The organism is Acinetobacter sp. LipI_19 (assembly GCF_058242925.1).
On sequence record NZ_JBZAYK010000001.1, the window covers coordinates 885,173 to 909,251 of the forward strand.

General features: G+C 36.9%; 28 protein-coding genes. 22 read left to right on the forward strand and 6 right to left on the reverse strand.

All coding sequences use genetic code 11. The features are described 5' to 3' along the window. The first annotated feature begins 2 nt into the window (after positions 1-2). From AC4CVF_RS04215 to AC4CVF_RS04315, 21 genes are all read left to right on the forward strand, one after another. Entirely contained in the window at positions 3-437 is a 435-nt protein-coding gene (locus AC4CVF_RS04215; protein ID WP_490788955.1) for a phage protein Gp36 family protein, read from the forward strand. A gap of 2 nt (positions 438-439) precedes the next feature. Then, positions 440-940, forward strand: coding sequence for a phage virion morphogenesis protein (locus tag AC4CVF_RS04220; protein WP_490788956.1), 501 nt, complete (start codon positions 440-442; stop codon positions 938-940). Beyond that, positions 927-1,382 carry a phage tail terminator protein gene (locus AC4CVF_RS04225; RefSeq protein ID WP_490788957.1) on the forward strand — a complete coding sequence of 152 codons (456 nt, stop codon included), beginning with the start codon at positions 927-929 and terminating at the stop codon, positions 1,380-1,382. The genes AC4CVF_RS04220 and AC4CVF_RS04225 overlap by 14 nt, the downstream gene beginning before the upstream one ends. A gap of 2 nt (positions 1,383-1,384) precedes the next feature. Then, positions 1,385-1,549: a hypothetical protein gene (locus tag AC4CVF_RS04230; protein WP_490789940.1), complete on the forward strand. Its 165-nt coding sequence runs from the start codon at positions 1,385-1,387 to the stop codon at positions 1,547-1,549. Next, on the forward strand, positions 1,542-2,276 hold the full coding sequence (locus tag AC4CVF_RS04235; RefSeq protein ID WP_490788958.1) for a phage tail tube protein: 735 nt from the start codon (positions 1,542-1,544) through the stop codon (positions 2,274-2,276). Before AC4CVF_RS04230 ends, AC4CVF_RS04235 begins: the two co-directional genes overlap by 8 nt. Before the next feature lie 62 nt (positions 2,277-2,338). Next, entirely contained in the window at positions 2,339-2,899 is a 561-nt protein-coding gene (locus AC4CVF_RS04240; RefSeq protein ID WP_490788959.1) for a hypothetical protein, read from the forward strand. Positions 2,900-2,959: 60 nt separating this feature from the next. Beyond that, positions 2,960-3,241 carry a hypothetical protein gene (locus tag AC4CVF_RS04245; RefSeq protein ID WP_490788960.1) on the forward strand — a complete coding sequence of 94 codons (282 nt, stop codon included), beginning with the start codon at positions 2,960-2,962 and terminating at the stop codon, positions 3,239-3,241. 2 nt (positions 3,242-3,243) lie between these two features. Further along, positions 3,244-3,669 (forward strand): hypothetical protein, encoded by a 426-nt coding sequence (locus tag AC4CVF_RS04250; RefSeq protein ID WP_490788961.1) that lies wholly within the window; start codon positions 3,244-3,246, stop codon positions 3,667-3,669. Positions 3,670-4,063: 394 nt separating this feature from the next. Continuing rightward, entirely contained in the window at positions 4,064-4,591 is a 528-nt protein-coding gene (locus AC4CVF_RS04255) for a Rha family transcriptional regulator (protein WP_490788962.1), read from the forward strand. Between the two features lie 2 nt (positions 4,592-4,593). Further along, the gene (locus tag AC4CVF_RS04260) at positions 4,594-7,614 is read left to right on the forward strand and encodes a tape measure protein (protein ID WP_490788963.1); all 3,021 of its coding nucleotides are present in this window, start codon (positions 4,594-4,596) and stop codon (positions 7,612-7,614) included. A 2-nt stretch (positions 7,615-7,616) separates the two neighbouring features. Continuing rightward, entirely contained in the window at positions 7,617-8,030 is a 414-nt protein-coding gene (locus AC4CVF_RS04265) for a hypothetical protein (RefSeq protein ID WP_490788964.1), read from the forward strand. Next, positions 8,020-9,984, forward strand: a complete 1,965-nt coding sequence (locus AC4CVF_RS04270; protein WP_490788965.1) for a hypothetical protein — start codon at positions 8,020-8,022, stop codon at positions 9,982-9,984. The genes AC4CVF_RS04265 and AC4CVF_RS04270 overlap by 11 nt, the downstream gene beginning before the upstream one ends. Positions 9,985-9,995: 11 nt before the next feature. Beyond that, positions 9,996-11,612: a hypothetical protein gene (locus AC4CVF_RS04275; RefSeq protein ID WP_490788966.1), complete on the forward strand. Its 1,617-nt coding sequence runs from the start codon at positions 9,996-9,998 to the stop codon at positions 11,610-11,612. Positions 11,613-11,650: 38 nt separating this feature from the next. Beyond that, positions 11,651-12,940: a hypothetical protein gene (locus AC4CVF_RS04280; protein WP_490788967.1), complete on the forward strand. Its 1,290-nt coding sequence runs from the start codon at positions 11,651-11,653 to the stop codon at positions 12,938-12,940. Beyond that, positions 12,940-13,230 carry a carboxypeptidase regulatory-like domain-containing protein gene (locus AC4CVF_RS04285; RefSeq protein ID WP_490788968.1) on the forward strand — a complete coding sequence of 97 codons (291 nt, stop codon included), beginning with the start codon at positions 12,940-12,942 and terminating at the stop codon, positions 13,228-13,230. The genes AC4CVF_RS04280 and AC4CVF_RS04285 overlap by 1 nt, the downstream gene beginning before the upstream one ends. Then, complete coding sequence (locus AC4CVF_RS04290; protein WP_490788969.1) at positions 13,227-13,628, forward strand: hypothetical protein; 402 nt, start codon at positions 13,227-13,229, stop codon at positions 13,626-13,628. The genes AC4CVF_RS04285 and AC4CVF_RS04290 overlap by 4 nt, the downstream gene beginning before the upstream one ends. A gap of 16 nt (positions 13,629-13,644) precedes the next feature. Continuing rightward, a complete protein-coding gene (locus tag AC4CVF_RS04295) occupies positions 13,645-15,654 on the forward strand; it encodes a hypothetical protein (protein WP_490788970.1) in 2,010 nt (669 codons plus the stop codon). Next, positions 15,647-15,877, forward strand: a complete 231-nt coding sequence (locus tag AC4CVF_RS04300) for a hypothetical protein (RefSeq protein ID WP_490788971.1) — start codon at positions 15,647-15,649, stop codon at positions 15,875-15,877. The genes AC4CVF_RS04295 and AC4CVF_RS04300 overlap by 8 nt, the downstream gene beginning before the upstream one ends. A 62-nt stretch (positions 15,878-15,939) precedes the next feature. Then, positions 15,940-16,203, forward strand: coding sequence for a holin (locus AC4CVF_RS04305; RefSeq protein ID WP_490788972.1), 264 nt, complete (start codon positions 15,940-15,942; stop codon positions 16,201-16,203). Next, on the forward strand, positions 16,187-16,693 hold the full coding sequence (locus tag AC4CVF_RS04310) for a lysozyme (RefSeq protein WP_490788973.1): 507 nt from the start codon (positions 16,187-16,189) through the stop codon (positions 16,691-16,693). Before AC4CVF_RS04305 ends, AC4CVF_RS04310 begins: the two co-directional genes overlap by 17 nt. Then, positions 16,690-17,193 (forward strand): hypothetical protein, encoded by a 504-nt coding sequence (locus tag AC4CVF_RS04315; protein ID WP_490788974.1) that lies wholly within the window; start codon positions 16,690-16,692, stop codon positions 17,191-17,193. The genes AC4CVF_RS04310 and AC4CVF_RS04315 overlap by 4 nt, the downstream gene beginning before the upstream one ends. Positions 17,194-17,209: 16 nt before the next feature. Here AC4CVF_RS04315 and AC4CVF_RS04320 read toward each other — a convergent pair whose 3' ends face one another. Further along, positions 17,210-18,004 carry a hypothetical protein gene (locus AC4CVF_RS04320; protein ID WP_490788975.1) on the reverse strand — a complete coding sequence of 265 codons (795 nt, stop codon included), beginning with the start codon at positions 18,002-18,004 and terminating at the stop codon, positions 17,210-17,212. A 289-nt stretch (positions 18,005-18,293) separates the two neighbouring features. Between AC4CVF_RS04320 and AC4CVF_RS04325 the strand changes: the two genes are divergently transcribed. Next, positions 18,294-18,989, forward strand: coding sequence for a DUF4145 domain-containing protein (locus AC4CVF_RS04325; RefSeq protein WP_490788976.1), 696 nt, complete (start codon positions 18,294-18,296; stop codon positions 18,987-18,989). A gap of 141 nt (positions 18,990-19,130) precedes the next feature. Here AC4CVF_RS04325 and AC4CVF_RS04330 read toward each other — a convergent pair whose 3' ends face one another. From AC4CVF_RS04330 to AC4CVF_RS04350, 5 genes are all read right to left on the reverse strand, one after another. Continuing rightward, the gene (locus tag AC4CVF_RS04330) at positions 19,131-20,426 is read right to left on the reverse strand and encodes a Y-family DNA polymerase (protein ID WP_490788977.1); all 1,296 of its coding nucleotides are present in this window, start codon (positions 20,424-20,426) and stop codon (positions 19,131-19,133) included. Then, positions 20,423-21,040 (reverse strand): LexA family protein, encoded by a 618-nt coding sequence (locus tag AC4CVF_RS04335; RefSeq protein WP_490788978.1) that lies wholly within the window; start codon positions 21,038-21,040, stop codon positions 20,423-20,425. Before AC4CVF_RS04335 ends, AC4CVF_RS04330 begins: the two co-directional genes overlap by 4 nt. Before the next feature lie 92 nt (positions 21,041-21,132). Beyond that, positions 21,133-21,777, reverse strand: a complete 645-nt coding sequence (locus AC4CVF_RS04340) for an SOS response-associated peptidase (RefSeq protein ID WP_490788979.1) — start codon at positions 21,775-21,777, stop codon at positions 21,133-21,135. 17 nt (positions 21,778-21,794) lie between these two features. Continuing rightward, entirely contained in the window at positions 21,795-22,145 is a 351-nt protein-coding gene (locus tag AC4CVF_RS04345) for a hypothetical protein (protein ID WP_490788980.1), read from the reverse strand. A gap of 160 nt (positions 22,146-22,305) precedes the next feature. Next, positions 22,306-23,517, reverse strand: coding sequence for a tyrosine-type recombinase/integrase (locus AC4CVF_RS04350; protein WP_490788981.1), 1,212 nt, complete (start codon positions 23,515-23,517; stop codon positions 22,306-22,308). Positions 23,518-24,079: the final 562 nt, after the last annotated feature.

Below are 24,079 nucleotides of genomic sequence, written 5' to 3' on the forward strand. Positions count from 1 at the left end.
TTATGTACGCAAGCCGTGATGACATGGTGTTGCGTTACGGCTTAAATCACATCACTCAATTAGAAAGAAACCTCACTGAAAATGAATCAGTAGAATCCTATATACAAGATGCAACCGATATTGCCGATGGCTTCATTGGTGTGATGTATAAGGTTCCGCTTGAGTCACCGCCTAAAAATATAACAATTTATATCTGTGATATTGCTCGTTATCTTCTTCATCGCCAAAACACAAATGAAGAAATAAGAAAGCGATATGAGGATGCTATTAGTTTTTTAAAGCGGGTTTCAGAAGACAAAGCGACACTTCTAATTAAGAGTGAAGTGACACAGGAAGTAACACGACCCAAAAAGGTTAAAGCATCAGCGCCAATAGGTACTACTTATCGTGGTGGTGTATTTGGTGACGATGTTTTGAATAACATGCCGAGTATTTAACTATGGCTGACTCAATCCAAATGCATGGTCAGGAGAAGTTGCAAGAGTTTATGCGACGAGTCCTTGATCGTGTAGAAGACCCATCAAAGCTATGGCATGACATCTCAGACCTACTTGTTTTTAATGTTCAGCAACGAATAAAAACAGGGATTGGTACTGATGACAAGCCTTGGCAAAAGTCATGGCGAGCAAAGGTCCAAGGCGGACAGACCTTAAGAGACACTGGGCGACTGTTTAATTCAATTTTTGCAAAAGTTCAGGGTAATAAAATCTCAGTCGGTACCAATGTTAAATATGCACCTATCTTACATTTTGGTGGAACCATTAAGCCAAAATCAGGAAAGTATTTAGTATTTAGAACACCTATGGGTGGTTGGAGAAAGATCAAAGCTGTTTATATTCCACCTCGTCCGTATATGGGAATTTCTGTTGATGATTCACAAGAAATCCTCTTTGAAATTGAAGAATACTTATACAAGGTTTTAACAGATGCAAAACATTGATAATTATTTTGCGCTTGAAGACGATATTTTGAAGCGTATCAAAGCGGAAATACCAGAGGTTGAGGAAATCGTTACGCCATTCAGCGTGGATGATCTCTTTGAATCTATTGTGGGTGATGTGGGAATTGGCATTATTTATGTGGGTGATCGCATCTCTGATACATCGGGAGATGGCAAGGCAAATGCAATCTATCAACAATGGCTAATTGCGCTTGGTGTTTCAGATGCATCTGCTCAGCAAAGCGAGACAATGTCTATTCGTCAATTAGCTGATCCGTATATCAGGAAAATTCTCGGAGCAATGCAAGGCTATCAACCAGATATTGTGGGCTATAAACGCTTTCTACGTGCTGATGCTGGTGTTCCTGTTGGAAAATCTACAGCGTCAGGTCGTGCATTCTTTCCATTCTTATTTGAATCACAAATGATTAAATCATGGTGACTATGAAAACATATAAAGCATTACAGCCTATAGGTCGCTTTGAAAAAGGCGATATTGTGGGTGGTCTGTCAAATGACCAAATTAAACGATTAGAAGCAGATAAGATCATTGAAGAAGTGAAGCCATCTGCACAACCAAAACCAAAAGAGGTCAAAACAGATGGCTAAAAAATATATCTCACTTCAAGGTAAATTTTACTTATCTCAAATTGCGAATGGTGTTGCCGGCGGTATGCGTTATCTTGGTAATGTACCTGAATTCGAACTTGAAATCACTACAGACCAAGTTGAACACCAGGAAAGCACATCAGGACAACGGACCACAGATTTCGTATTAACCAAAACAACAGGTGTTAATTTCAAAGGGCAGCTTGAAGAAGTTGATGAAGCCAATCTGCAATACATCTTGTCGGGCATGAAGTCTGAAGTTGCTAGTGTTACAGTTGCGGATCAGGTACTTGGAACAATTAAAGCTGGTCAAGAAATCAAACTTGATGGCTACAACTTAACTCAAGTTTCTTTTAAAACTGGCTTAACCACGATCGCAGCTGACAAATACACGCTTGATGCCGTGTTTGGTACGGTTACATTCAATGAGTTAATTGCAGATCCAGTAACAGCCAGCTTCACCACTGGTGCGGTTAGTCACACAACGATCGCAAGTGAATTCAATAAAGAATATGAATTGTTCTTTAAGGGAATTAATACTGCAACAGGTGAAAATATTGCTGTACGTTTGTGGCGTACTAAAAAAACACCTGAAACCACTTTCCCATTGATCCATGAAGAACTAGGCCAATACGAAATCTCCGGTCAAGCGCTTTCAGATACTGAAAAAGGCTTAGATCCTACACTTGGTTTGTATGGCCATGTTGTGACAATTCCAGCAGCATAATTAAGACAACAGGCACAGGGGCGCATAAGCGTCTATTTTGTGCCTGTTTTCGAGTAATTAAAATGAATGAATTCTTTTTAGCGTCTAATCGATCTGTATTTAATGAAGATATCGAAATCAAGCAAATTACTGTGAGAGACTTGGATCAATGGTCGCAGTTTGCTGAAATGATTCGAAAAGACTTAAAACAAGATTATTCAAATGAAAATCTAGAATTAATTATAAAACAACATATTGTAGCAGCCATTATGGTTTGCTCGCTTACCACAATTCATAATGCAAATTATTATTCAAATATCATGAATACCGATGCTGATGCATTTCTATCAATTTTTGCAGATGTATTAACGATTAATAAAGCTTACTTTGATCAAGAAGATGGGAAAAAATCTACTGAAAAATCTGAAAACACTTGGTTTGATTCTTTCCAGTTTTTGATTAATAAGGGCCATCGTCACAAAGATATTTTAGATTATAGTTTTGGGGCTTTTCTTGAATACTTAAAAGCTGCACAACGTAATGAAAGGAATTCATTGTTAAGTCTTGGAAGTACTATGCGTGTTTCATATCATGCAGACAATAATGGCTATAAGAAATTTTCAAACGAGATGAAAGGTTCATAAATTTCACATTGCACAACAAACATTCAAAAGATATCCTGTTCTCATAATGAGGGGATATTTATGAAAAAAATATTATTAGCACTTGTACTTTTAATTTCAGCGAATGCCTTTGCTGTTGATGCTCGTAGCATTAGAACAACCACTGATATTGTTGAATACAACGATTCAGTTGGCACCATGATGTCTAAGCTAGGTCGCCCAGATGGTAAATATGAATACTCAGGCAGAGATGCCAGAGGTAAATTGGTATTTTATACTGACTTCTATTACAGCATTGATGGCTTGAAATACACCATCACAGTTTTAGAAGGCAAAATTTATAGAATTCAGTGGGAGCGTTGATAGTGAATAAAAAGGCAAAATTCTATCTAATAGCATTCATAATTGCTTTTATAGGGATAACTTATTTAACAAATCAAGAGAAGACAGATAAAAATTCATCAGTTCCTAATTCTGAAAAGCCCACTCAAGAATCAAAACCCAAAAAAATTAGTGCGGCCGATAAGATTGATATACATGCTTATAGTGAGTACACAAAAGAAAGTTTCCCTGTGTTGTATGATCAAGTTGGAGTGAAGGGTTTTGAAGCTCTTTATAAACATGACATAGAGTCAGCATATAAAATTGCAGCGTTAGATGAATGTGATAGGGTTACATATTCTGCATATTCCAAAGAAATGTCATCTTATCCATCTCGCATAACATTTTTTGTTGATTGTTCAAATGGAAACAGATACTACGTTTCTGGTGATAATATTCAAAAAAGATAAATCTCAAGATGAATGTGAAATTAAAAAAGTACCATTTTAAATATATAAACCTCCTCCGGGAGGTTTTTTTATACCCATTACCACAACCTGTAAATTTCAAAATTATCAAACCTTACAGGGGTTTTTATTATTAATAAATTTTTTTCAAAACAAGATGATTAAAATTCCAACAAAAACCCAAGCTATTTTAGTTTGGATTTTGGGTGTTAAGTTACTGATTTTATTAATTACACCCCTGTAGGCCTCAGGTTACCTATTGACAAAGATTTAAAGTTTAACAAGCGAAGCCGATTTAACAAGTCGGCTTTTTTAATGCCTGAAATATGGCAACTCAAAAAACAAATGCTATCGAATTTGCATTCAAGCATTTGTTTAAATGAAAGGAGTGATTTAAATGAATGCGAAATTTATCCCTGTGAAACTTGTGGATGTTGAGAATTCCAAACCTTATACATCTACGCTACAGATCGCTATAGGTTTGGGGTTACAGCATGCCAGTGTAATTAAACTTGTAAGAACATATAGACCAGATTTTGCAGATCTAAGCCCTATTAGATTTGAAATCCGAAAGGGTGAACCATTACAGCAAGGTGGATACGCCAAAGCTACGGAATACGCTATTTTAGATGAGCAACAAGCAACCTTTCTAATGACACTGCTTAGAAATAGCCCAAGAGTTATTGCATTTAAAAAAGCATTGGTACGAGCCTTCTTTGAAGCTAGAGCATTACTACAGATAGATAGTTTTTCTCTATTGCAAATGCGCGAAGCATTGAATGCAAAACTTGAATGTGAAAAAGACTTTGCAAGCGCATGTGGTCGCGGGTTGTCTCAGTGGAAAAAACAACGAGATATGCTTGAAACCGCTATAGCAAATGTGGATCGTCAAATTCAACCTTGTTTATTTGGTGGTGAGGTTTAAGCATGGCAGGATCAATGGATTTTCGCTTAAACCTGTTAGCCAATACTGCAGGCTTACAGCAAGGCGTGAATGGCGCTAAATTTGCTGTAAATGCCTTAGTTGCTGCAATGGCGGCTGTTGGTGTTGGTTTAAGTATTCAAGGATTGGCGCAGGCTGCTGATTCATACACAAACCTTTCAGCACGAATCAACATAGCCACAAAAGATGGTGGCAACTTCAATCAGGCAATGGCAGGCGTACACCAAGTTGCTCTTGCTACAAACTCTAATCTAACTACTACTGCTGATTTATTCACCCGTCTTAATGCGGTGGGTAAAGAAATGGGAATAACTCAAAAACAAGCGTTAGACCTAACAAAGACAGTAACCCAAGCAATTAAGATTGGTGGTGGTTCAGCTGAGGCGGCAGATGGTGCAGTTACCCAATTTATTCAAGCCATGCAGGGTGGCGTTCTCCGTGGTGAGGAATTTAACAGTATCATGGAGGGTGGCTATGGTTTAGCTGAAGCTTTGGCAAAAGGCCTAGGTGTAACTACTGGCGAACTTCGGAAGATGGCTGAAGCTGGTGAGCTTTCATCTGAAAGAGTAGTTAAAGCTCTCCAAAGTCAATCAGCTTCCGTTCAAGCAACTTATGATAAGTTTCCCACTACAATAAGCAATGCACTTCAAAGAATCTCAACAAGTTGGGAAGTCTTAATAGGCAAGATGGATCAGGCAAATGGTGCCTCATCTACGGTTGCTCAATGGCTTGTGCTACTTGCTGATAATATCTCAGATCTTGATTTTGTTTTAAAGGATATTGGAGACGGTTTTGTTTGGGTTGGAGATCAGCTTAAAAATATTGATCCAGCAACAATTGAGGCATTAAAGACAGCCTTAATGAGTGCGTATGATGCACTAAAAAATGTAGCATCCACAATTGTAGAAACATTTTCTGTAACTGGTGAATTGCTGAACACAGCACTTGTAAGTCTTGCGGGTTTTAATAGTGGTATTGATAGTGTCAATGATAAAACCAATGGTCTTACAAAACTTTTCCAAGCATTGAATGTTGTAATAGGTTTTATTAGTGATGGCTTTACAGGCATTAAAATAGGAATAAATTTACTTGCTGGTGCTGTGTATGATGTTGCAGCTGCCTTCATGTATTGGAAGTCTAAACTATTACTTGGTGATGCTAAGGACCAAGCATTAAAAGAATACGAGGAGCTAAATCGAAAAGCTAAAGAGCATTATTCAACAGCTTCAAGCGATGCCATGAGCTATCAATCTAAAGGCATTGAAGCCATTCAGGCGATATCAAAAACACAAAAAGAAAAAGATGCTGATACTTTAGTCTCCTCTAAAGCTAAACTTGATCAGTTGTTAGCAGATCAAAACGCTGAAGTTACTGGAAAAAAAACCAGTGAAGAAGCAAAAATAGCTGCAGTAAAAGCCTATGCGGAAGCTGCAATCACAGCCAACAATGGTGTGCTGGATGGCACTATTCAAGCTGAACTTACCTCTAAAGGCTACATGGTCACGCTAGATCAAACAGGTAAAGTTGCTGTTACTTCAATGCTAGAAGCCAAAAAAGCCACTGAGGAAAACGCAAAGGCAAATGAGCTTGCAATTGAAAATGCCAAGAATGCTGAAGCAGACTATCAATCTTTCTTAAAAACGAATGCAGTTGAAAAAATTACACTTGCTAAGCAGATTGAGGACGCAAAGAAATCAGGCGATTTAAATGCTCTATTGTCTGCTCAAAATTCTTTAGCAGCGATTGATGCTAAAGAGGCGGAGTTAAATGCAGCCCGCAAGGCGCGTAATGCTGAAGTTGCGACAGGAATCCAGTCCTCAGCAGATAAAGCACGCAAAGGCGCACAAGCTCTAGGCCTAGACTTAGATGTTGCTCTAAACAGAGTTTCTGAAAAGTTTGCTGCCAATAAAGTCCATTTAGATAATTACGCAAACGGCCTAACTACAATGGGCGCCAAAGGTACTCAAGCAACCGAAGCCCTATATCAGGGTTGGGAAAAGTGGGCTGAAAAAGCAAAAAACCAAGCGGAAATTGAGGCGGCTAAACAGCAACTTCTTTCTTTCGAGAAGCAGGGTGTCTTGTCTGCAAAGCAAGTCCAAATGGGCATGGAATATCTCGATCAGATAAATGGAAAAATCCCTGAAAATATTTCTGAGATTGAAAAAGCCTACAAATTGCTTGGAGTAACGTCTAAAGAGGAAGCCGCAAAGATTGCAGACTCTCAAATGAGAGCATTTAATGTTATGAAGCAATCTGGTACAGCTTCGGCAGAGCAAGTCAGACAAGCATTAATCAATATGGCTGACAAAATATATGCTTCAGGAAATGCAGCCAAAATCGCTTGGTATGAAGGGCAACTGGCCGCAAATGGATTGGCATCCAGCGTAAATGAAGTGGGCAAGGTGACTGTAGATGCAGGATCTCAAATGGAAACCTCTATGCAACGAGTCAGTAATGCGACTTATGGTGCACAGCAAAGCTTTAGGGATTTAGGTGATGTCGCCCGTGAAGAAGCTCTTTCCTCTTCTGAGGCTTGGTCTAAAGCACTCGATTCACAAACTGGTGGTCTGCGTACAGCAACTCAGGGCGAAAAAACACGCTTAGCATTCGATCAAAATGGTGTGGTGGCAGAGTTAAAAGCAATGGGCTACGACGATAAGAAAGCTGCTGAAATTGCACGGAATATTCTTGATGGATCTAAGCTAGGCGGTGGATATAGAAATGCATCCACTTCATGGCTTGCTAAAAATGGTTTAGATGTTGTTGGGGCATTTGCTGGCGGTGGTGGTGGTACTTCAAATGCAAACTATGTGCGTGAGCAATTGGAGCGTTATAGCCAATACTCCAACAAAACAGCAGCAACATTAGATACAGGAAGTTCTAAAACTGTAAAGTATGAACTTAGTACTGGTAAAAATAAGGCAACTGTCTACGGCTCATCATCAACAGAATCAAATCTGAATTCTATCCTTACTGAGCTTGAAACAATTAATAAGAGCACTTAATCATGAAACTAGTACGAAAAAGTACATCTGAAGCCGTCACATTGTCTGACGGCTTTTTATGGTCTGATGAGTTTGATTGGAACCCTATTGAACAAAAACAGGACTATGCCGTTGGTGGTGCTTTCATTATTCAAGAGGGCAAAAAAAAGTCTGGTCGGCCAATTTCACTTACTGCTGATAAAAACATGGCGTGGCTTAAACGTCATATTGTAAGCAAGTTAAAAGATTGGTCGGTCCTGCAAGAAAAATTCGAACTTCAATTCAATTACTTTCATGATAAACGCACTTTTAATGTTGTTTTCAATCATCAAGACAAAGCAATTGAAGCCAAACCAGTGCTTGAGCATCCATCTGTTTCTGATGATGACGAATATAACGTGACATTGCGATTTTTGGAGTTAAGTGATGCCGATTGAAACTAAAGACTTGGTGATTTATGAGCCAGAACGGCTAACGGATAATGATGACGGTGGTGGTAAATACAACGGAAAAATCATTATTGATGGCTTAAGTAATAATCTGTTTGATGATATTTCAGAATTAGACCGCACCATGGGGAATGTGTCACTTCGAAAGATTTTTCCAGCTGTCACAACTGCTGATACAGATAAGCTTATGGGTGCCACAGTCTTCGTATCTGAATTGCCGAAAGATCCAAATGTGTCAGCATTATTGTTTAGTACAAGAAGTTGGACAGATCAGCGTAAATCAGCACAGAACCGCATTGAAAGCTATTTGGCTAAAGGTGGTCAAATGGCTGGCATCCCACAGGACACACACTATCAAGGTATGAAGATTCTTCAAGCGGTTATGTTTCCGCAAGAAGTTGAATCATCTGTGGGTGATACAATTGTGCTTGTATCGAACGAAGGTAAAGCACTGCAACATGAACAATATGTACGAATCACTAAGGTTGAAACTCGTATTGCATTCATGATTGTAGATGGTAAACAAGTTGAGTATAAGATTGCCACTTACTCATTGAATGATCCGCTTGATCAAGATTATGTCGGGTTATCAGCAAAACAATGGTATTCAGGTGATAAGAGTCAAACCATTATACGTGACACGCTTGTTGCTGATACGGGCCTGTACTATTCATCCAAAAAACTAAAGACAGATGCACAATTGGGTGAATACACAGTCAATGTGGGCGATGTGTTTACTCAGCTTATTCCATCAGCACAAACTGAATCACCGATAGTTGATGTTAATGCTGCAGGTGAGAGTGTTGTTTTAGTACCTGGTAATTCAGCCGCAATTTCTGCAAATTTTGCTACAACAGTTGGTACAAGCCAAAACCTTTACATTGGTTCCAGTGTCATGCCTTCAAGTGTTTCATTCACTTTATTTGGTCAGCAAGTTATAGATCAGGGTGGATTGCTCAAGAATGTGCAAGGCACTCAAGTTGGAACGATTGATTATCAGCGCGGTTTAATTCAATGGACAGCATCTGCAGGGGCTGGAAGCACAACACTTGCCATTACATTTACACCTGCTGCAGCGCCCACCCAATATTTTCAAAGCTATTCCATTCCAGTAACTCAAAATAATCAAAGCACAAACTGGACAGGGGTTTTGGTTCCAATCCCTGCACCAGGTAGCTTATCCATTTCATACATGGCCCAAGGTAAGTTCTATGAATTAAAAGATGATGGCTCTGGGCAATTAAAGGGTTCAAGCACTTCATTTGGTTCTGGACGAATTAATTATGAAACTGGATCTTGGACACTGACAGCTGGGGCTTTACCTGATGTTGGCTCACCAATACTACTACTTTGGGGAACACCAATTGTTACTTTCGTGCGCTCTGGATTGCCAGTTAATAAAGCTGCATTTGCTTTTAAATTAAACAAAGAAAGTATTGCGCCTGGTGTAACAATTGATTGGTTATTAGAAGGTGTTGCAAAAAAAGCAATCAGTAATGCTCAGGGAAAATTTACAGGAGATGCGACAGGCTCAATTAACTACACAACAGGTATTGGTGAAATCATTCCTCTGAAATTACCTCAAAAGAATACTGCTTTTGTTGTTACTTATAATTATGGAACCGCCCAAACGCAAACAGTTTCTAATGTTAATCCAGATTCAAGTCAAAAACTATCATTCACTATTGGTACAGGCTCAACACTCCAACCTAATAGCATTTCTTTAAAGATACCTGTCGAATCCACAGATAAGACAGTTTTAGATTTTATAACCCTTACCGATGTTCCTATCACTTCAACAGCAGGGAATTTAGTTGATAGTCAATCTAGGGTTCAAGGCTCAATTAACTATTCAACAGGGCTTGTGGAAGTTACACCAACATTAACCAGAAAAGAATTCGTGTTGGTTTATACGACAACTTCTGTTTATGGTTCCAATTAAAGCGAGGGAATATGTCATTTTACTCACCACAAACCTCAAGTATTGATGATAAAGATATTGAGCTCAAAGCTTACGGCTCTGTGGATGTTCAAGTTGTATATCGTGATACTTCAGGTTTGAATGCTACGACAGAAAATGTGATTGCCGAGAAAGTTAAGTTCGACCTTTCATCTGGATACGATGAGCACATTTTAAATGGATCAGTCCGTTTCAAAATAGGGAATGATACTTTTCTTGATCGCACAGGCACCTTATATCGAAATGTAGATCCTGCGACAAACAGCGGTATTGCTTCTGGTGTAATTTATTATGGAAATGGTGTTGTTGAACTCGATACGTGGACACCGAACATCGATAACACTGTTGAGCTTCAATCATTAACGACGACAACCGACCTACCACCAGTTAATAAGCTCAGTTTCAGAACACCAATCATTCCAATTCGCCCACAATCTTTGACTATTGTAATTTCATCTTTAGATTTTGGTCAGATGACTCTAACATCGGATGAAAATGGGGTGATTGAAACAAGTCGCGCACACGGCAAGATTAATTATGAAACTGGTTTTGTAGAAATCTACTTTTATACTAAAACAGAAATCACTGTAGCGAATCGACCTGAGATTGAAGCTAAACCATGGTATGACCCACTACTTGAGTATGAAGAAGCATCTAAGAAATTCTTGAATGTTCCAGTTTGGGTGGATGCATCATCTGCTCGATATAACGCTGTAGCTTATACCTATATTCCTCTTGATGCTGAGATTTTAGGATTATCAGCCACTCGATTACCGCTTGATGGTCGAGTGCCAATTTTCAGAATTGGGGGGATTTGTGTTGTTAGTGCGAGTAAAGATTATGTAATGCCAGATCATGTGGCAGGAAAAATTTATCAGTTGCCAGACATTCGTATTTCTTGGTGTGAATTGATTGATTCAAAAGGGATTAAAGTTCCATTCGATCAATATGTAGTTGATTATGATTATGGCAAATTCACATTATCTGGTGACTTTGCTGTAAATGCACTTACTCCTCCTTTTACGGCTCAATATCGCTATCAAGATATGGGCTTATTACGTGATGTTCAAATCAATGGGCAACTTACATTTACTAAGCAACTTACACATAGCTATGATGCAGAAAATACCATTGTAGGCTCTGCTCTAGTTATTGATGAGATGCAGGCGCGTTACACTAAAAAGTTTGTACAACAGACTTGGAATAATATTTGGGCAGATGAAGCATCGGGTGGTGCAATTTCTGCAAATTACAATGATGCGATTTATCCGATTCAAATGACGAATAAAGGTGCAATCCAAGAACGCTGGGCGATCGTGTTTGTCAGTGGCACGACTTTCAAATGTGTGGGTGAATACTCCGGCGAGGTGGGTACAGGCAGTATAAATGCTGATTTTGCGCCAATCAATCCGATTGCTTTAGTCCCATATTTTGTGATTAAAAAAGAGTGTTGGGGTACAGGTTGGGCAAATAGTAATGTATTACGCTTTAACTCGATCTCAGCAATGTATCCAGTCTGGGCAATACGTACAGTCAAACAATCAGAACCTACTGTGCTTACAGATCAATTCCAAGTGATGTTGCGCGGTGACATTGACCGTGTAATTTAAACTTGGTTCAAATACGACCGCTTTAAGCGGTCATTTTTATGGATAATAAAATGGTTGCAAGTACTGAAATTAAGTTTTATGTGCATACAAATAGCAATGCACCACAACTCACAAATAACTTTGGTTGCATGATCGATGTGTTAGATGCATGTTTAATCAATGGTTTTGGGGCTCAATCTGTTTCAACACTTAGGGCATTAGGCAAAGTTGCCACTGTAACTTTTGGTGCAGCACATAATTTTATGCAGTACCAAGTGATTAAAATAACAGGCACAAATCAATCCGAATTTAATGGCGAACATCGTATTTTATCTGTGCCAAATGCCAATTCCTTTACTTTTGAACTCGAAAATACCGCAACAATTGCACAAGCAACCGGTACAATTATTTGCTCATTACCGCCATTAGGTTGGGAAAAACCTTTTAGCAGCACACATAGCAGTGGCACAGGTGGAAAAGCAGCATATCGTACTACGAATTTACTGTTAGCAAGTCGTCCATTTTTACGCATTGTTGATGAGTTGGATCCTGCTTACACAGCAACTTATGCAAAATATGCGAAAGTGGGGATCGTTGAAGATATGACAGAAATTGATACGATGGTTGGTGTGCAGGCGCCTTTTGATATTGAAAATCCTAATAAAAATTGGGTAGGAACGGGTTCTGGACCTTCTGCAATTAATGGTTGGGCGAAGTGGTACTATGCATGTCAGCAAAGTTTTTCTCATCCAAATATTTTTAATGAGACGGGTGGTGTTTTATCAGGCACTAGAAAGTGGTTATTGGTTGGGAATAGAGACTATTTTTATATTTTGCCAGCAACAACCCCAACAGATACCCACCCAGTTATTTATGGTTTCGGCTCTTTCAACTCGTTAATTAATAATGATAGTTCTAATAATTTTTTGAGTGCGAGCTTACTTAATCTTCCAGCTAATACAAGTCGCTATTTTGCACAATATACCCCTCTAAGCGGAACTCTAGATACCCAAGCTCTGGTATTGCAAAGAGGGTATTTGCAAAATTCCTTTTTTTCACAAGGTAATAACAGATCATTGCGTCCAGATAAGTCATCAGCAACAGGTACGTTTACAGGTTCGATCGATTATATTGGAGGATTTGCTTTAACAAATATTGCCCCATTCGCGCCAATATTTGTTGTTGAATCTGTAATGCGGGGTGAAATGCATGGAATTTATTGGTTATTTCAAAAGAAACCATATTTAGACATGCAGTTAATTGAAAGAAATGGTGAGCTTTATATTGCTACTAATTGCGCTCCAAATAATACAGAAGGTCAAATTATTATCAAAATAGGGGGCTTGTAATGCTATTAAATTTAAAAATCACACCAGCAATAACCAATACTAATTTAAGTATTTTGACAAATAATAAGGGCTTATCAATAATTGGTACTGTAACAGAAAGAAAAATTTTAATTCCTTGTAGGGTGCGTCTTTTTGAAAAGCTATCAGGACGTTTAATATCTGAAACATTAACAGACGCAAAAGGTAATTATTATTTTGATCATTTAACTCCTGTAAAATTCTTTCTGGTTGCTCACCATCCAGCTTCTTTGTTGAATGCTGTTATTCAAGATAATGTGGTGCCTAAATGAGTACAGTTATTCCATCAATTGATGCAGGTCTTGCGCAACTGCAAGCATTAACAAACTATATAGATCAAGGTAGCGAAAATGCTACCTTTGTTTTTTATAGCAGCGCTAAGCCAGCAAATACGACTATAGATGTCGATGAATCAAAGCGCTTAGTGACAATGACCTTGCCCAATCCCTGCTTTAAGAAATTAAATCCAGACAGTATCGAGTTACACCAAACTGATACAGCAATTGTGCTGAGAAGCGGTACAGCTATCTTTGCTCGATTATTTTCAGCTGCAGGCAAAGTTGTAGCTGATTTTGAAGTGGGCACTCATATCACTTTAAACAATCCAACTCTAGTTGCTGGCTCAACATTAATGCTCAATTCCATTGTTTTAAAACCAACGCTTCAATAAAAAAAGGGGTGTAGATGTGCCAAACTATACGCCACCTGATCCACTGCAAACCAACCTAAATTTTAAAGATGAACTTCAGAGCATTGATGCTCATAATCTCATATTAAATTTCGGTTTAGACGAGGTTCAAGAAGTCTCATTAATTGCTGAAATTTGCACAGCATTTAATTCAGAAATATTTGCTGAGAGCTTCACATTAAACCTACTAGATTCTGAATTACAGACAGGGTTTAACGCTGAAATTGAAGTGCTTCAAGGTCAGACTAGCCAGATTGTATGTGAAGTTTCATCAAGTTTTATTGCAGTAATTGAAGCTACTAGAATTGATCAGTTCTGTACAATTGAAGCAAGCTTTAATACAAGCCTCATCCCAAATTTAAATGCACAGTTTGATATTAATTTTAATCTAGGTGTCTTTGTTCAACTTAATGCAAATTATCAACTCACTAAGCATATCTTAAGAAATAATGGCCTAAAGTTTTCAAAACCCATTATAAAGGCCCTCAATAGCGCCTTTTTTTATGATCATGGTTTAAGTATTTCTCATTATTCAAAGGTAAATCACGATCAAGCATTAAATCTCAGCCATTCGATTAAATTGATCTTTGAAGAATCTACAGGATTGAAAACAGATTCATGTATTGCATGGCAAGACAATCAACGTATCAAAATAACAAAATCTTTGGTTTTTGATGAGTCCAATAAATTACATATTCAACGGTCTATAGATTGGGTTGAGTTGGTTCGTAAACGTAAGCAGTTTACTTATAGTTCTGATGTGGCTCTGCACTTTGAAAGGCAATATCAAATCGATTGGGATAAGGGCTTGGAGCTAGTTACGACTTGTAACTTTGCTTGGGAAAAAACTAAACCGATTCACTATAGAAAGCATTCAATTGAACCTTGGCCAGAACCTGAAATACCTGAATATACTGGAATTTCTGCTCTTAATTTTGAATGTTTATGCGCTGAAGTAGATTCTCACAACATAATTTTAAACTTTGGAAGTGATGACTGTATTTCCTCAATCCCTAATCAAAATTGGTGGCATATCGTGAACGACGTATCAATTATTAATATACGAACAAATGAAGAGATTAAGGTACTTAGTGGTTCTTACAGTACAGATCGTAGCCGATGGTGTTGGTCATACATCTTGACAGTTACAGAGCCTGAAATGTTAAAACTTGAAAAAGGAGATGTACTGAAAATCAATGTGAATGGGAATATTCACATGATGATGTATGAAGAGTATTCAAAATCTCAAAAGTTTGCCGATACTACATACAACCTAACTGGAAGAAGTCAGACAGCACTCCTTGAAAGTAAATATTCACCGGTACGCTCTTATTTGCAAGAGAATGAACGAACTTCAGTGCAACTTGTTCAATCTGAAATAAATCGAGTTAACAGTGAAACGGTATTGGATTGGCAGCTTATTGATGAGCTTGGATGGATTGTTGAAACTGAAAGCCTGAGCTATACAAATCTTGCGCCAATCGATGCGATTAAGCTAATCGCTGAGGCGGGAGGCGGTTTTGTTTATAGTGAAAAGGGAAGTAATACGCTTTCAATCAGACCACTTTATAAAAAGACTTTTTGGGATACTTTAAATTTAGATGACTATGATCGAAATTTACCTGACAGCATTGTGATTCAACATAATGATAGTTTTGATGAGTTGCTTGATTTTAATGCAATCACCTTAACAAATCCTAGAAACGGCAATGTTGGTCAGATCCGCAGACGCAACACTGCAGGTGATATTTTATTGGAGCCTGTAAGTAATCCTTTATTCAATGCTGTAAGCATGGGGGGATTTGGAAAATCTAAACTAGCCAAATCAGCCAATATTGAATCTCATGATTTTGATTTTCCGATTACACAAGAAATCGGCGAGTGTGTACCAGGTGAAATCTTGGCATTTAATGGTGAGTGGTGGGGCACAGTTGATGCTGTTAGTGTTTCATTTACTTATGCTGTTGTGAGTCAATCAATTAAGGTGGAGCGCACAGTCAATGAGTAATGCACTAAAACGATTGATGGATTTAATGCCGAAAACACCTGAATTTGTAGGTTTAATCACTTCATCAAATCACCCAAATTATAAAGTCTTGGTTTCTGACAACTCAGGCTTAGTAATGTGCACCAGTTCAGTAGAATACAAAACTGGTGATCGAGTATTTATCTCAAATAATGAAATCAAAAGATCTGCACCGCAGGGCACTGTGGTACAGATAGAAGTGTGAAATTATCTATATATGGGCACCCGACCGGGTGCTTTTTTATTGCCAAAAATATAGGGGGTTACATGTCTGAACAAGCGTTAGACACATCGGCTACAGCACTTGTAGCAAGTAAAGCTGTTGGTTATGGGGGATCAGTTTCAGGCGTTGTATCAGCTTGGATTGGGTCAATAGATATAGTTGTTTGGGTAAGTATTATTGTTGCAATTGGTGGTTTCTTGATGAACTTCTATTTCGCTCGAAAGAAAGATAAGCGTGATGAACTAGAACACAAGGCCTATATCGCATCACTTCAAATCAAGGGGAAGATTGATGTCAAACAAGACTAAAATCATAGTAACAACATTGAGCGCATCGGCGCTTTTTTTTGGCTCTTTAATTGGCTATGAGGGGTACAAGTCAAAGCCATATTTGGACAGCGCAAAAGTTGCAACGATTGGTATCGGGTCCACATCTTATGAAAATGGAACAAAAGTCAAAATGACCGATAAACCGATTACAAAAGAACGTGCGGTTCAAATTGCCAAAGCTCACATTGCTAAAGATGAGGTGGCATTTCGCAAATCTTTGCAAGGCGTGAAGCTAACTCAGACTGAATATGATGTGTATTTGGACTTTGTTTACAACTATGGCCAAGCAAATTGGAATGGCTCATCAATGCTTCGTAATCTCAAGTCAGGGCATTATAAGCAGGCTTGTGCATCGTTATTGAAATACAAATACGTTGCAAAGCGTGATTGTAGTATTCGCTCCAATGGTTGTTATGGTGTTTGGACAAGGCAGCAGGACCGATATAGTAAATGTATGGGGGCGCAATGAAGCAAGCATTCTTAGCAAAATTTTATGAAACCATCATTATCGCAATGGCGGTTTTTTTATTGTTGGCCATAACGGCCTTAGGTGTTCAGTCTTGGCGTGTAAATCACTTTAAAAATGAATACACATTATTGAATGCACAATACAAAACAGAACTTGCAGAAGCTAAAGCATTGGCAGAACAAGCAAAAGCTACTGCAGCACTCAAAGAGAAACAATGGTCTGAACAACAGTTAAAAGCGGAGCAAAACTACAATGCCAAAATTAAGCAAATTGAGTCTGATAGTCGCATTGCTAATGCCAGCGCTGACAGCTTGTCAAAGCAACTCAAAATTGCGAGCAGTCGCTTGTCCAGTGCTTCCTGTAAAGCCAAAACTGAGTACATTGAAATCGAATCAAACGTACTCAGCTATTGCGTCAGAGAATATACAAAAATGGCAGAACGAGCTGATGCAGAGCGAGTTGATAAAGAAAAATTAGATGAAGCATGGCCCTCGGAGTAAGGGTTAAGCATTATACTTAGCTAAATGATTTTACATTTTCCCATTCACTTTTTAATAATGATTTAATTTTTTCTAATATGTTTTCGTTAATTTTAACCATTTTTTTCGAAATTAACTGATTGGAGAAATAATTAATCTGATTACAACTTGCTTGATGAACAACAGTTGAAGTGAATTCTTGGTCAAGATATTTAACTAACTTTAAAAATTCTTCATAAAAATTATTAGCTAAATTTGAAATCTCCCTATCTATCTTATCTTTTGAGCTCAAAGTAATATCAATTTCAATTGTAAATCGCTTTAAATCACTTAAAAATTTTTGGTATTCTAGTTGATAGATATTGTGTTGATCATCATTAATTTTATAGTTGCAATATGCATGTCTTGCAGCATAATTTCTTTGTAACAAATAAGGGAAAGATTCGGAATGATTGAAATAGTTTACAAAAAGTTCTCTTACTTTATTAATCCATTCTTGTCGATTTTGTGATATTAACTCATTTTTTTTAAGTTCAGCTTGCTGAGATAGCATTTTTTCCTGAAGTTTATCCTGGCTATTAATTAAACTATTATTTGATCTTGTAATTAAATAAATTGTAACTATTGCAGATAAAGCGGAAACAAGCACGCTAGCTAAAACTGTTAGCCATAAAGCCGTATAGTCCGTAACTGGATCAATTCTAAGTTGGATGGGAAGAGCCTTATCAGTATTTTGTAATACTATCGACTGCTTTTCTGGAATATTATTCACAATCTGATAAGAAGTATTAAGGTCGGTATTACCTTGAGAATCCTGATTTATATTTTTCATATAAAGAACTTCATAAAATTTTTGATCTATTCTAAGATTTAATTATTAACAGTCAACAACCCATCCCAACTAAAATAATTCTGCGTCAATTTCCCGCGACTCATGCTCCATTTCCTATCTTTTAGCAAGCATGGTCCAATCGCAAGCTTCTTACTAAACTTTGCATGAGTGTTTGCTCTTTTAGACTTAAAACGCTATTTTATAGATTGTGAGAAGGACTAAATTGGTTTTTAAACTAACACATAATGAAGTTGTAAAACTTTATAACTACCTCATCTTAGAGAATTAAATGAATCAAAAAATTTTAGACAGATTTGAAGAATTAATTGCTGAATCAAAATCAATCCTTGCCAAGAAGCTTCCTGGAAACTCTACAGCCAGGAATAGACAAAGTGCTTTCGAACGATTTGATGAAGAAACTCAACAAAAATATAATGAGTGGAAAGTAAAAGCTGAAAATATCCTAAAGTTAGTTTGTGGAGAGAATTCAGTTCATTATGAAACTTTTTTAGTTGAAAAAAATAATGGTTTAAGTTTGCCTAGTAGATTGGCTAATTCTATTCCAGTTTTGGTAGCCGCTTATGATGACTTAAAGTGCGGTTTCTTAATTTCTATTAAACAAATTATTCAAGCAGATGTTTTTGAAAGCGAATTGGAACAAGCTCAACATTTTTTAGATTCAGGTTACAAAGTTGCATCGGCTGTTACTGCTGGTGTTGTTTTAGAAACAGCTATAAAAGAGTTGTGTAAAAAACATGGAATTGATATTTATCCCCCCAATTCAACTACTCCTAAAAGATTAGATGTGCTAAATGCAGATTTAAAAAAATCAGAAGTTTATAATGCTTTACAACAAAAGCAAATTACTACATTAGCGCATATTAGAAATAAAGCGGCTCATGGTGAAATTGGGGAGTTTGATGATAGTGATGTACAGAAGATGATCAGTGATATAGAAAGTTTTTTAATTTCATATAATTCTTAGTTACATAAAAATTATTATCTAATAATAGGCTCTAATATGAATTTCAGACATTTACTCAGGTTAAATTAATACTAGTACTCTTAATTAGCATCTACTAAGAGTACAGTGCATAAAATTTATTGAGTATTCTGATTCCTAATTTTAACGAACTTTAATTAGTCCGTATTTTGTAAAATAATTCTTAGACAACATATCTCGACTCATTGACCACTTTCGATCTTTAAAATAACAAGGGCCAACAGAAATCTTAGCTTTGCCAAATTTACCTTGAATATCTTCATATGCTTGCATCAAATTCTCATTTAAAGCTCTTGCTTCATGATCTGAAAGCAAGTCGGGGATATGATTTGATTTCAGAATTAACTCTGAATAAAACACACCACATTTCTTATATTTGATGTCTGGTTTATAAATTCTTTCCAATAGCAAATAAGCAACTTCAACAAGATCAAGAACACAATCTGTGGGTTCTGCAAACTTATAAGTCTGAGCTTTACTGTAATACGGCATAGATTGATCAAAAGGGTTTGACTGGACAAAAGCCGTGATCACACCACACAATAGCTTTTCTTTCCTTAATCGACCTACCGCGTCCTGCACATACTTCGACATCGCTTCTTTTAAGTCTTGCAATTCAGTGATTTTCACACCAAATGATCTGCTTGCAACGATTTGTTGTTTTGGCTTTGGTTGATCGTCTATCGGCATACATGATATGCCTTGTAGCTCAAGTACAGTTCTTTGCATACAAACAGTGAACATCTTTCCCATAACTGGCGGATTTGCTTTGGATAAATCTAAAACAGTCTTAATGCCCATATCATTCAATTTTTTATTCTGCTTTCTGCCCACGCCCCATACTTCACCGACTTCAACCAGCGACCAAAAATAATCACGATATTTCGGGTCCATAGTTGCTAAATCACAGACTCCATTAAACCTCTTTCCTTTTTTAGCCATATGGTTTCCGATTTTAGCCTCGGTTTTACTACGGCCTATTCCAATCGATACGGGGAGTCCAATCCACTCTTGAATGCGTTCGCGCATTCTCTGGCAATACTCCACAAGATCATAGTTATTCTTAAAGCTTGTCAGATCTAGAAAACATTCGTCAATTGAATAGATTTCTTGTTCATGTGGTGCAACATACCCGGCTAAGATTGAGTGAAATCGACGCGACATTTCCGCATATATCGCATAGTTGCTTGAAAGTACTTGAACGTTATTTTTTTGGACTACATCCTTTATCTGAAATAGCGGAACACCCATCTTGATGCCCATAGCTTTAGCTTCATTTGATCTAGCAACCGCGCAACCGTCATTGTTAGAAAGTACGATGACAGGGACATTGTTCAGCTTGGGGTTAAAGAAACGTTCACACGAGACATAGCAATTATTGATATCAATAAGAGCAAATATCTTTTCTTCATGTTTCATTTTAAGTTCTTAATAATTTTAGTGACTACACCCCAAATTACTAATTCTTGTTCATTGCAGGGGATAATTGGTTTGTATTCAATATTCTCAGGTTTGAGCCATACTGCTGGCAAATCTTTTAATAGATTTTCATTATGAAAAATATCAAACAATTCATCATGTGACATTCGCTGTGTAATCATCATTCTTTTTACAGTGAAATCATTGTCGATGAATGCGATAACGATATCTTGATGCTGTGAGCGAATACTTCTATCAACAATCAAGTAATCATTGATATCAATTCCAATGTCTTTCATTGAAAGTGATTCAACTTGAACAATGAATGTAGCTTCCTTGTTTGAAATCAGAAGGTCATTCATATCTAAATTTTTATCAATGTAATCTTCAGCTGGAGAAGGGAAACCTGCAGCAATTTTATTAAGAACTAATGGAATAGAATACTTTGTCGTAGCTTGAAATGAAGATATTCTAGATATGTCAGATAGGCATCTCGATTTAGAAGAATGTGCTCTGATATCAATAACTTTTGAGTCTCTCAAGTGGGCTAGACTTGCTTCATTTAGCTTTAACAACTTTGCTTTTGATGAACTGTCATCTAATTTAATATCCATAAAAACACCACTTGATTACGTTACATATTCAAGAGTTTAGTTTGTATGTTTTAAAATTTCAAATTTAAAAGCTGTGGATAATCATAGGTGATCTAAAAAAGGTCATTTTGTTTCGTCACTTCGGACGAGTGGTCACGCGGAAAAGTGACAAACTCATCACGCATTTCAAAAAAGTATTCATGCGCATTTTCTTTATCAACATTCAACCAGTCATGTCGGTATTCATCTGGTATCACTATGATTGATCTTTTTTCATCTGTAGGTGCGTGAAATTGCTTCATAAAAGGGTGGTTGTCTGAATTGATTGTAAGCATTGAAAATGATCTGACCTTTGAATCTTTGATTACAGCATCATCGTAGATTGCTGCGACAGTGAAAGGCTGTTCATCTTCTCGCTTGATAGTGTACCAATGTGCCTTGCCATCGATATACTTTGGCTCATAAAACTCTTGTACAGGTACTAAACAGAATTTGCTGTATTTCCACGCATGCCTAAAACTTGGCTTTTCAGCTACAGTCTCAGTACGTGCATTATAAGTATAAGAGCTAAATTTGAAATCTTTGGCCCAAGCAGGCAAAAGCCCAAACTTACCGAAATCCAAATCAAAACCTTTCATAATAATCGGGGCATGGTAACCCGGATAGATGTGTGGTTTTAAATCTAACTCAATCTGATCCGTTTCGACATCAAGATGCGATAAGGATTCTCGGGAGGGAATTTCATAGTTTGAGCACATGAGCTTTAACTCACATATTAAAATCCATGTCTATTCATAGTGTCCGCACATTCACTACATCTAAATTCGCTATACATATAGGCTTCAACTAAACTTTCTCCATTGAGATAATTATCACCAATACAGGGTGCTCCCATCATTCCATCGCATTTAACCTTGGTAATTAATGGCATAACAGTTTTATTGAAAATAAAAGATTGCTTATCAGAAAGATCTTTCAAATAATTTTCATTGCTTACAACTTTTGTAAGGATTCCTAATGCAGCGTCAGGGTCTAATTTGTTGTCTACAGCATTATTTTCAACCGATTCAGGTGTGTTTTTTAAAATGTATTTTAATGCTTTAAATTGATAATCATCTAATTCCATATCTAAGCTCCTTATTCCTTTGAGTGAATTCATATTACTCAAACGAAGCCGATAAAATCAAAAATAAAGAGTAAATAATTGTTTAACCTGAAAGTTCAGTTCACACAAGTGTATCATTTTTAATTTTAATAATTAAATAACAATAAATTTCATTTTAAATTTACCAACTATCAACAATATCAGACCATTCTTGAATCATTTTTCTTCTTTCATCTAAGTTTTGAGCATGGTTATAGGTACCACGCACAATGTTTTTATCAACATGGGCAAGCTGCATTTCAATCCATTCTGAACTGTAATTTTTTTCATGCAAAATAGTGGATGCAGTGGCGCGGAAGTCATGAGCAGTGCAATTTAGGCCCATTGTTTTTAATGCTTGGTTAATTGTACTTTTGTTCATTACTTTGGACTTATTAAAAACCGAACAAAACACATATTCATCATTAGATTGTATTTTTTGGTTTTTAAGGATTTCAACCATCTGTCTACTCAATGGAACTAAGTGTTGACGGTTCATTTTAATATTTCGCTCACCCACGAGTAACTGATCTCTAGATGCTGGTGGGATAACTATTAATTCTTTTTCAAAATCTACCCAATCCCATCTTAAACGACATATTTCAATAGATCTCAACATTGAGTACATGAGCAATCGTATTGAGTTTTTAACCATCTCTGTGCTTTTTGATTTAGATAGTGCAGCATTAAACTTTGCACGATCTTCTATAGATAAAGGCTGGGCAGTTTGTTTAGGTGGTTTTTCGACTGTTTGTCCAAGAGATATGGCTGGATTATCTTCACATCTTAAATTAGCGATGGCGTAATTAAATATAGAGTTTACATACTGTCTATTTCTAATTGCAGTTGTTTCACCAGTGCCATGATTCATCTGTTTGCTTATACGTGCGATAGTGTCCTTTTGCATTTTCAGAACATCATAAGGCGTAATAGATCGAATACTTTTATGTCCAAAGGCGGGGAATAGGTCTCTTTCAAAAGCTTTTTCTACATCACGTCTAAACGACTCTGATCTTTTGCTTTCTTTGGTGCTATACCACTCTAGTGCAATTTCTTTAAAGGTGGACTCAGCAGCAAGTTTGGCCCTTTCTTTTTCTTCTAGTTTATATTTTGAAGGATCAATATTTTTATCAAGCAAAGCTTTTTGTTCATTTACTTTTTGTCTAGCTTGAGCAAGAGTTACAACAGGGTATTCCCCCAAACTCAACATAGATGCCTTGCCAAGAAATCGAAATCTATAACGCCACAATTTAGAGCCATTCGTACGCACTTCCAAGCACAAACCTGAGTGGTCTGCGACTCTATACATTTTATCTTTGGCTTTTAATTGCTTGATTTTAGTATCACTTAACATGCTTGTGAGTAACTTTATTAAAATAGCTGTTACTCACTATCTTACTCACAAACCCTATTAATGTCACTTAGACCTATTTAATGCTATTTTATAGGATGATGTTCTTTAAGATTTTGATTAAATTGTCGTTTTTATTCTATTTAATAGTATTTTATGAAATTGCTTCTTTTCGATCATTAGAAGCATATTGATATTAACCTATAGAAATTTATCAATTTATTTTGTTTGATGAATTTGGATACCCATTAGGTTACCCATTTTGAAAAAAGTACCTAGTTACAGCACAAAATAAAAAAAGCCTGCTAGGTGCAGGCTATGATATCAGATTCTTGTTTAAATTCTTCCACTTTTTACTTTGCATAGGAGTCATATCCGAACACATCTTTTCCGAAATTCGATTGGGTTGTTTGATATTTACTTGCTTAATTTCAGAGTAGAACTTTTTGCGACCATATCCAAGTAATCAATAAAAACCTTTTCTCGGACACGACGATCAATTTCCATTAACCTTCCTTCTTTACCATCCAGATATTCAGTCCATATACATTGTTTAGTTTGATTT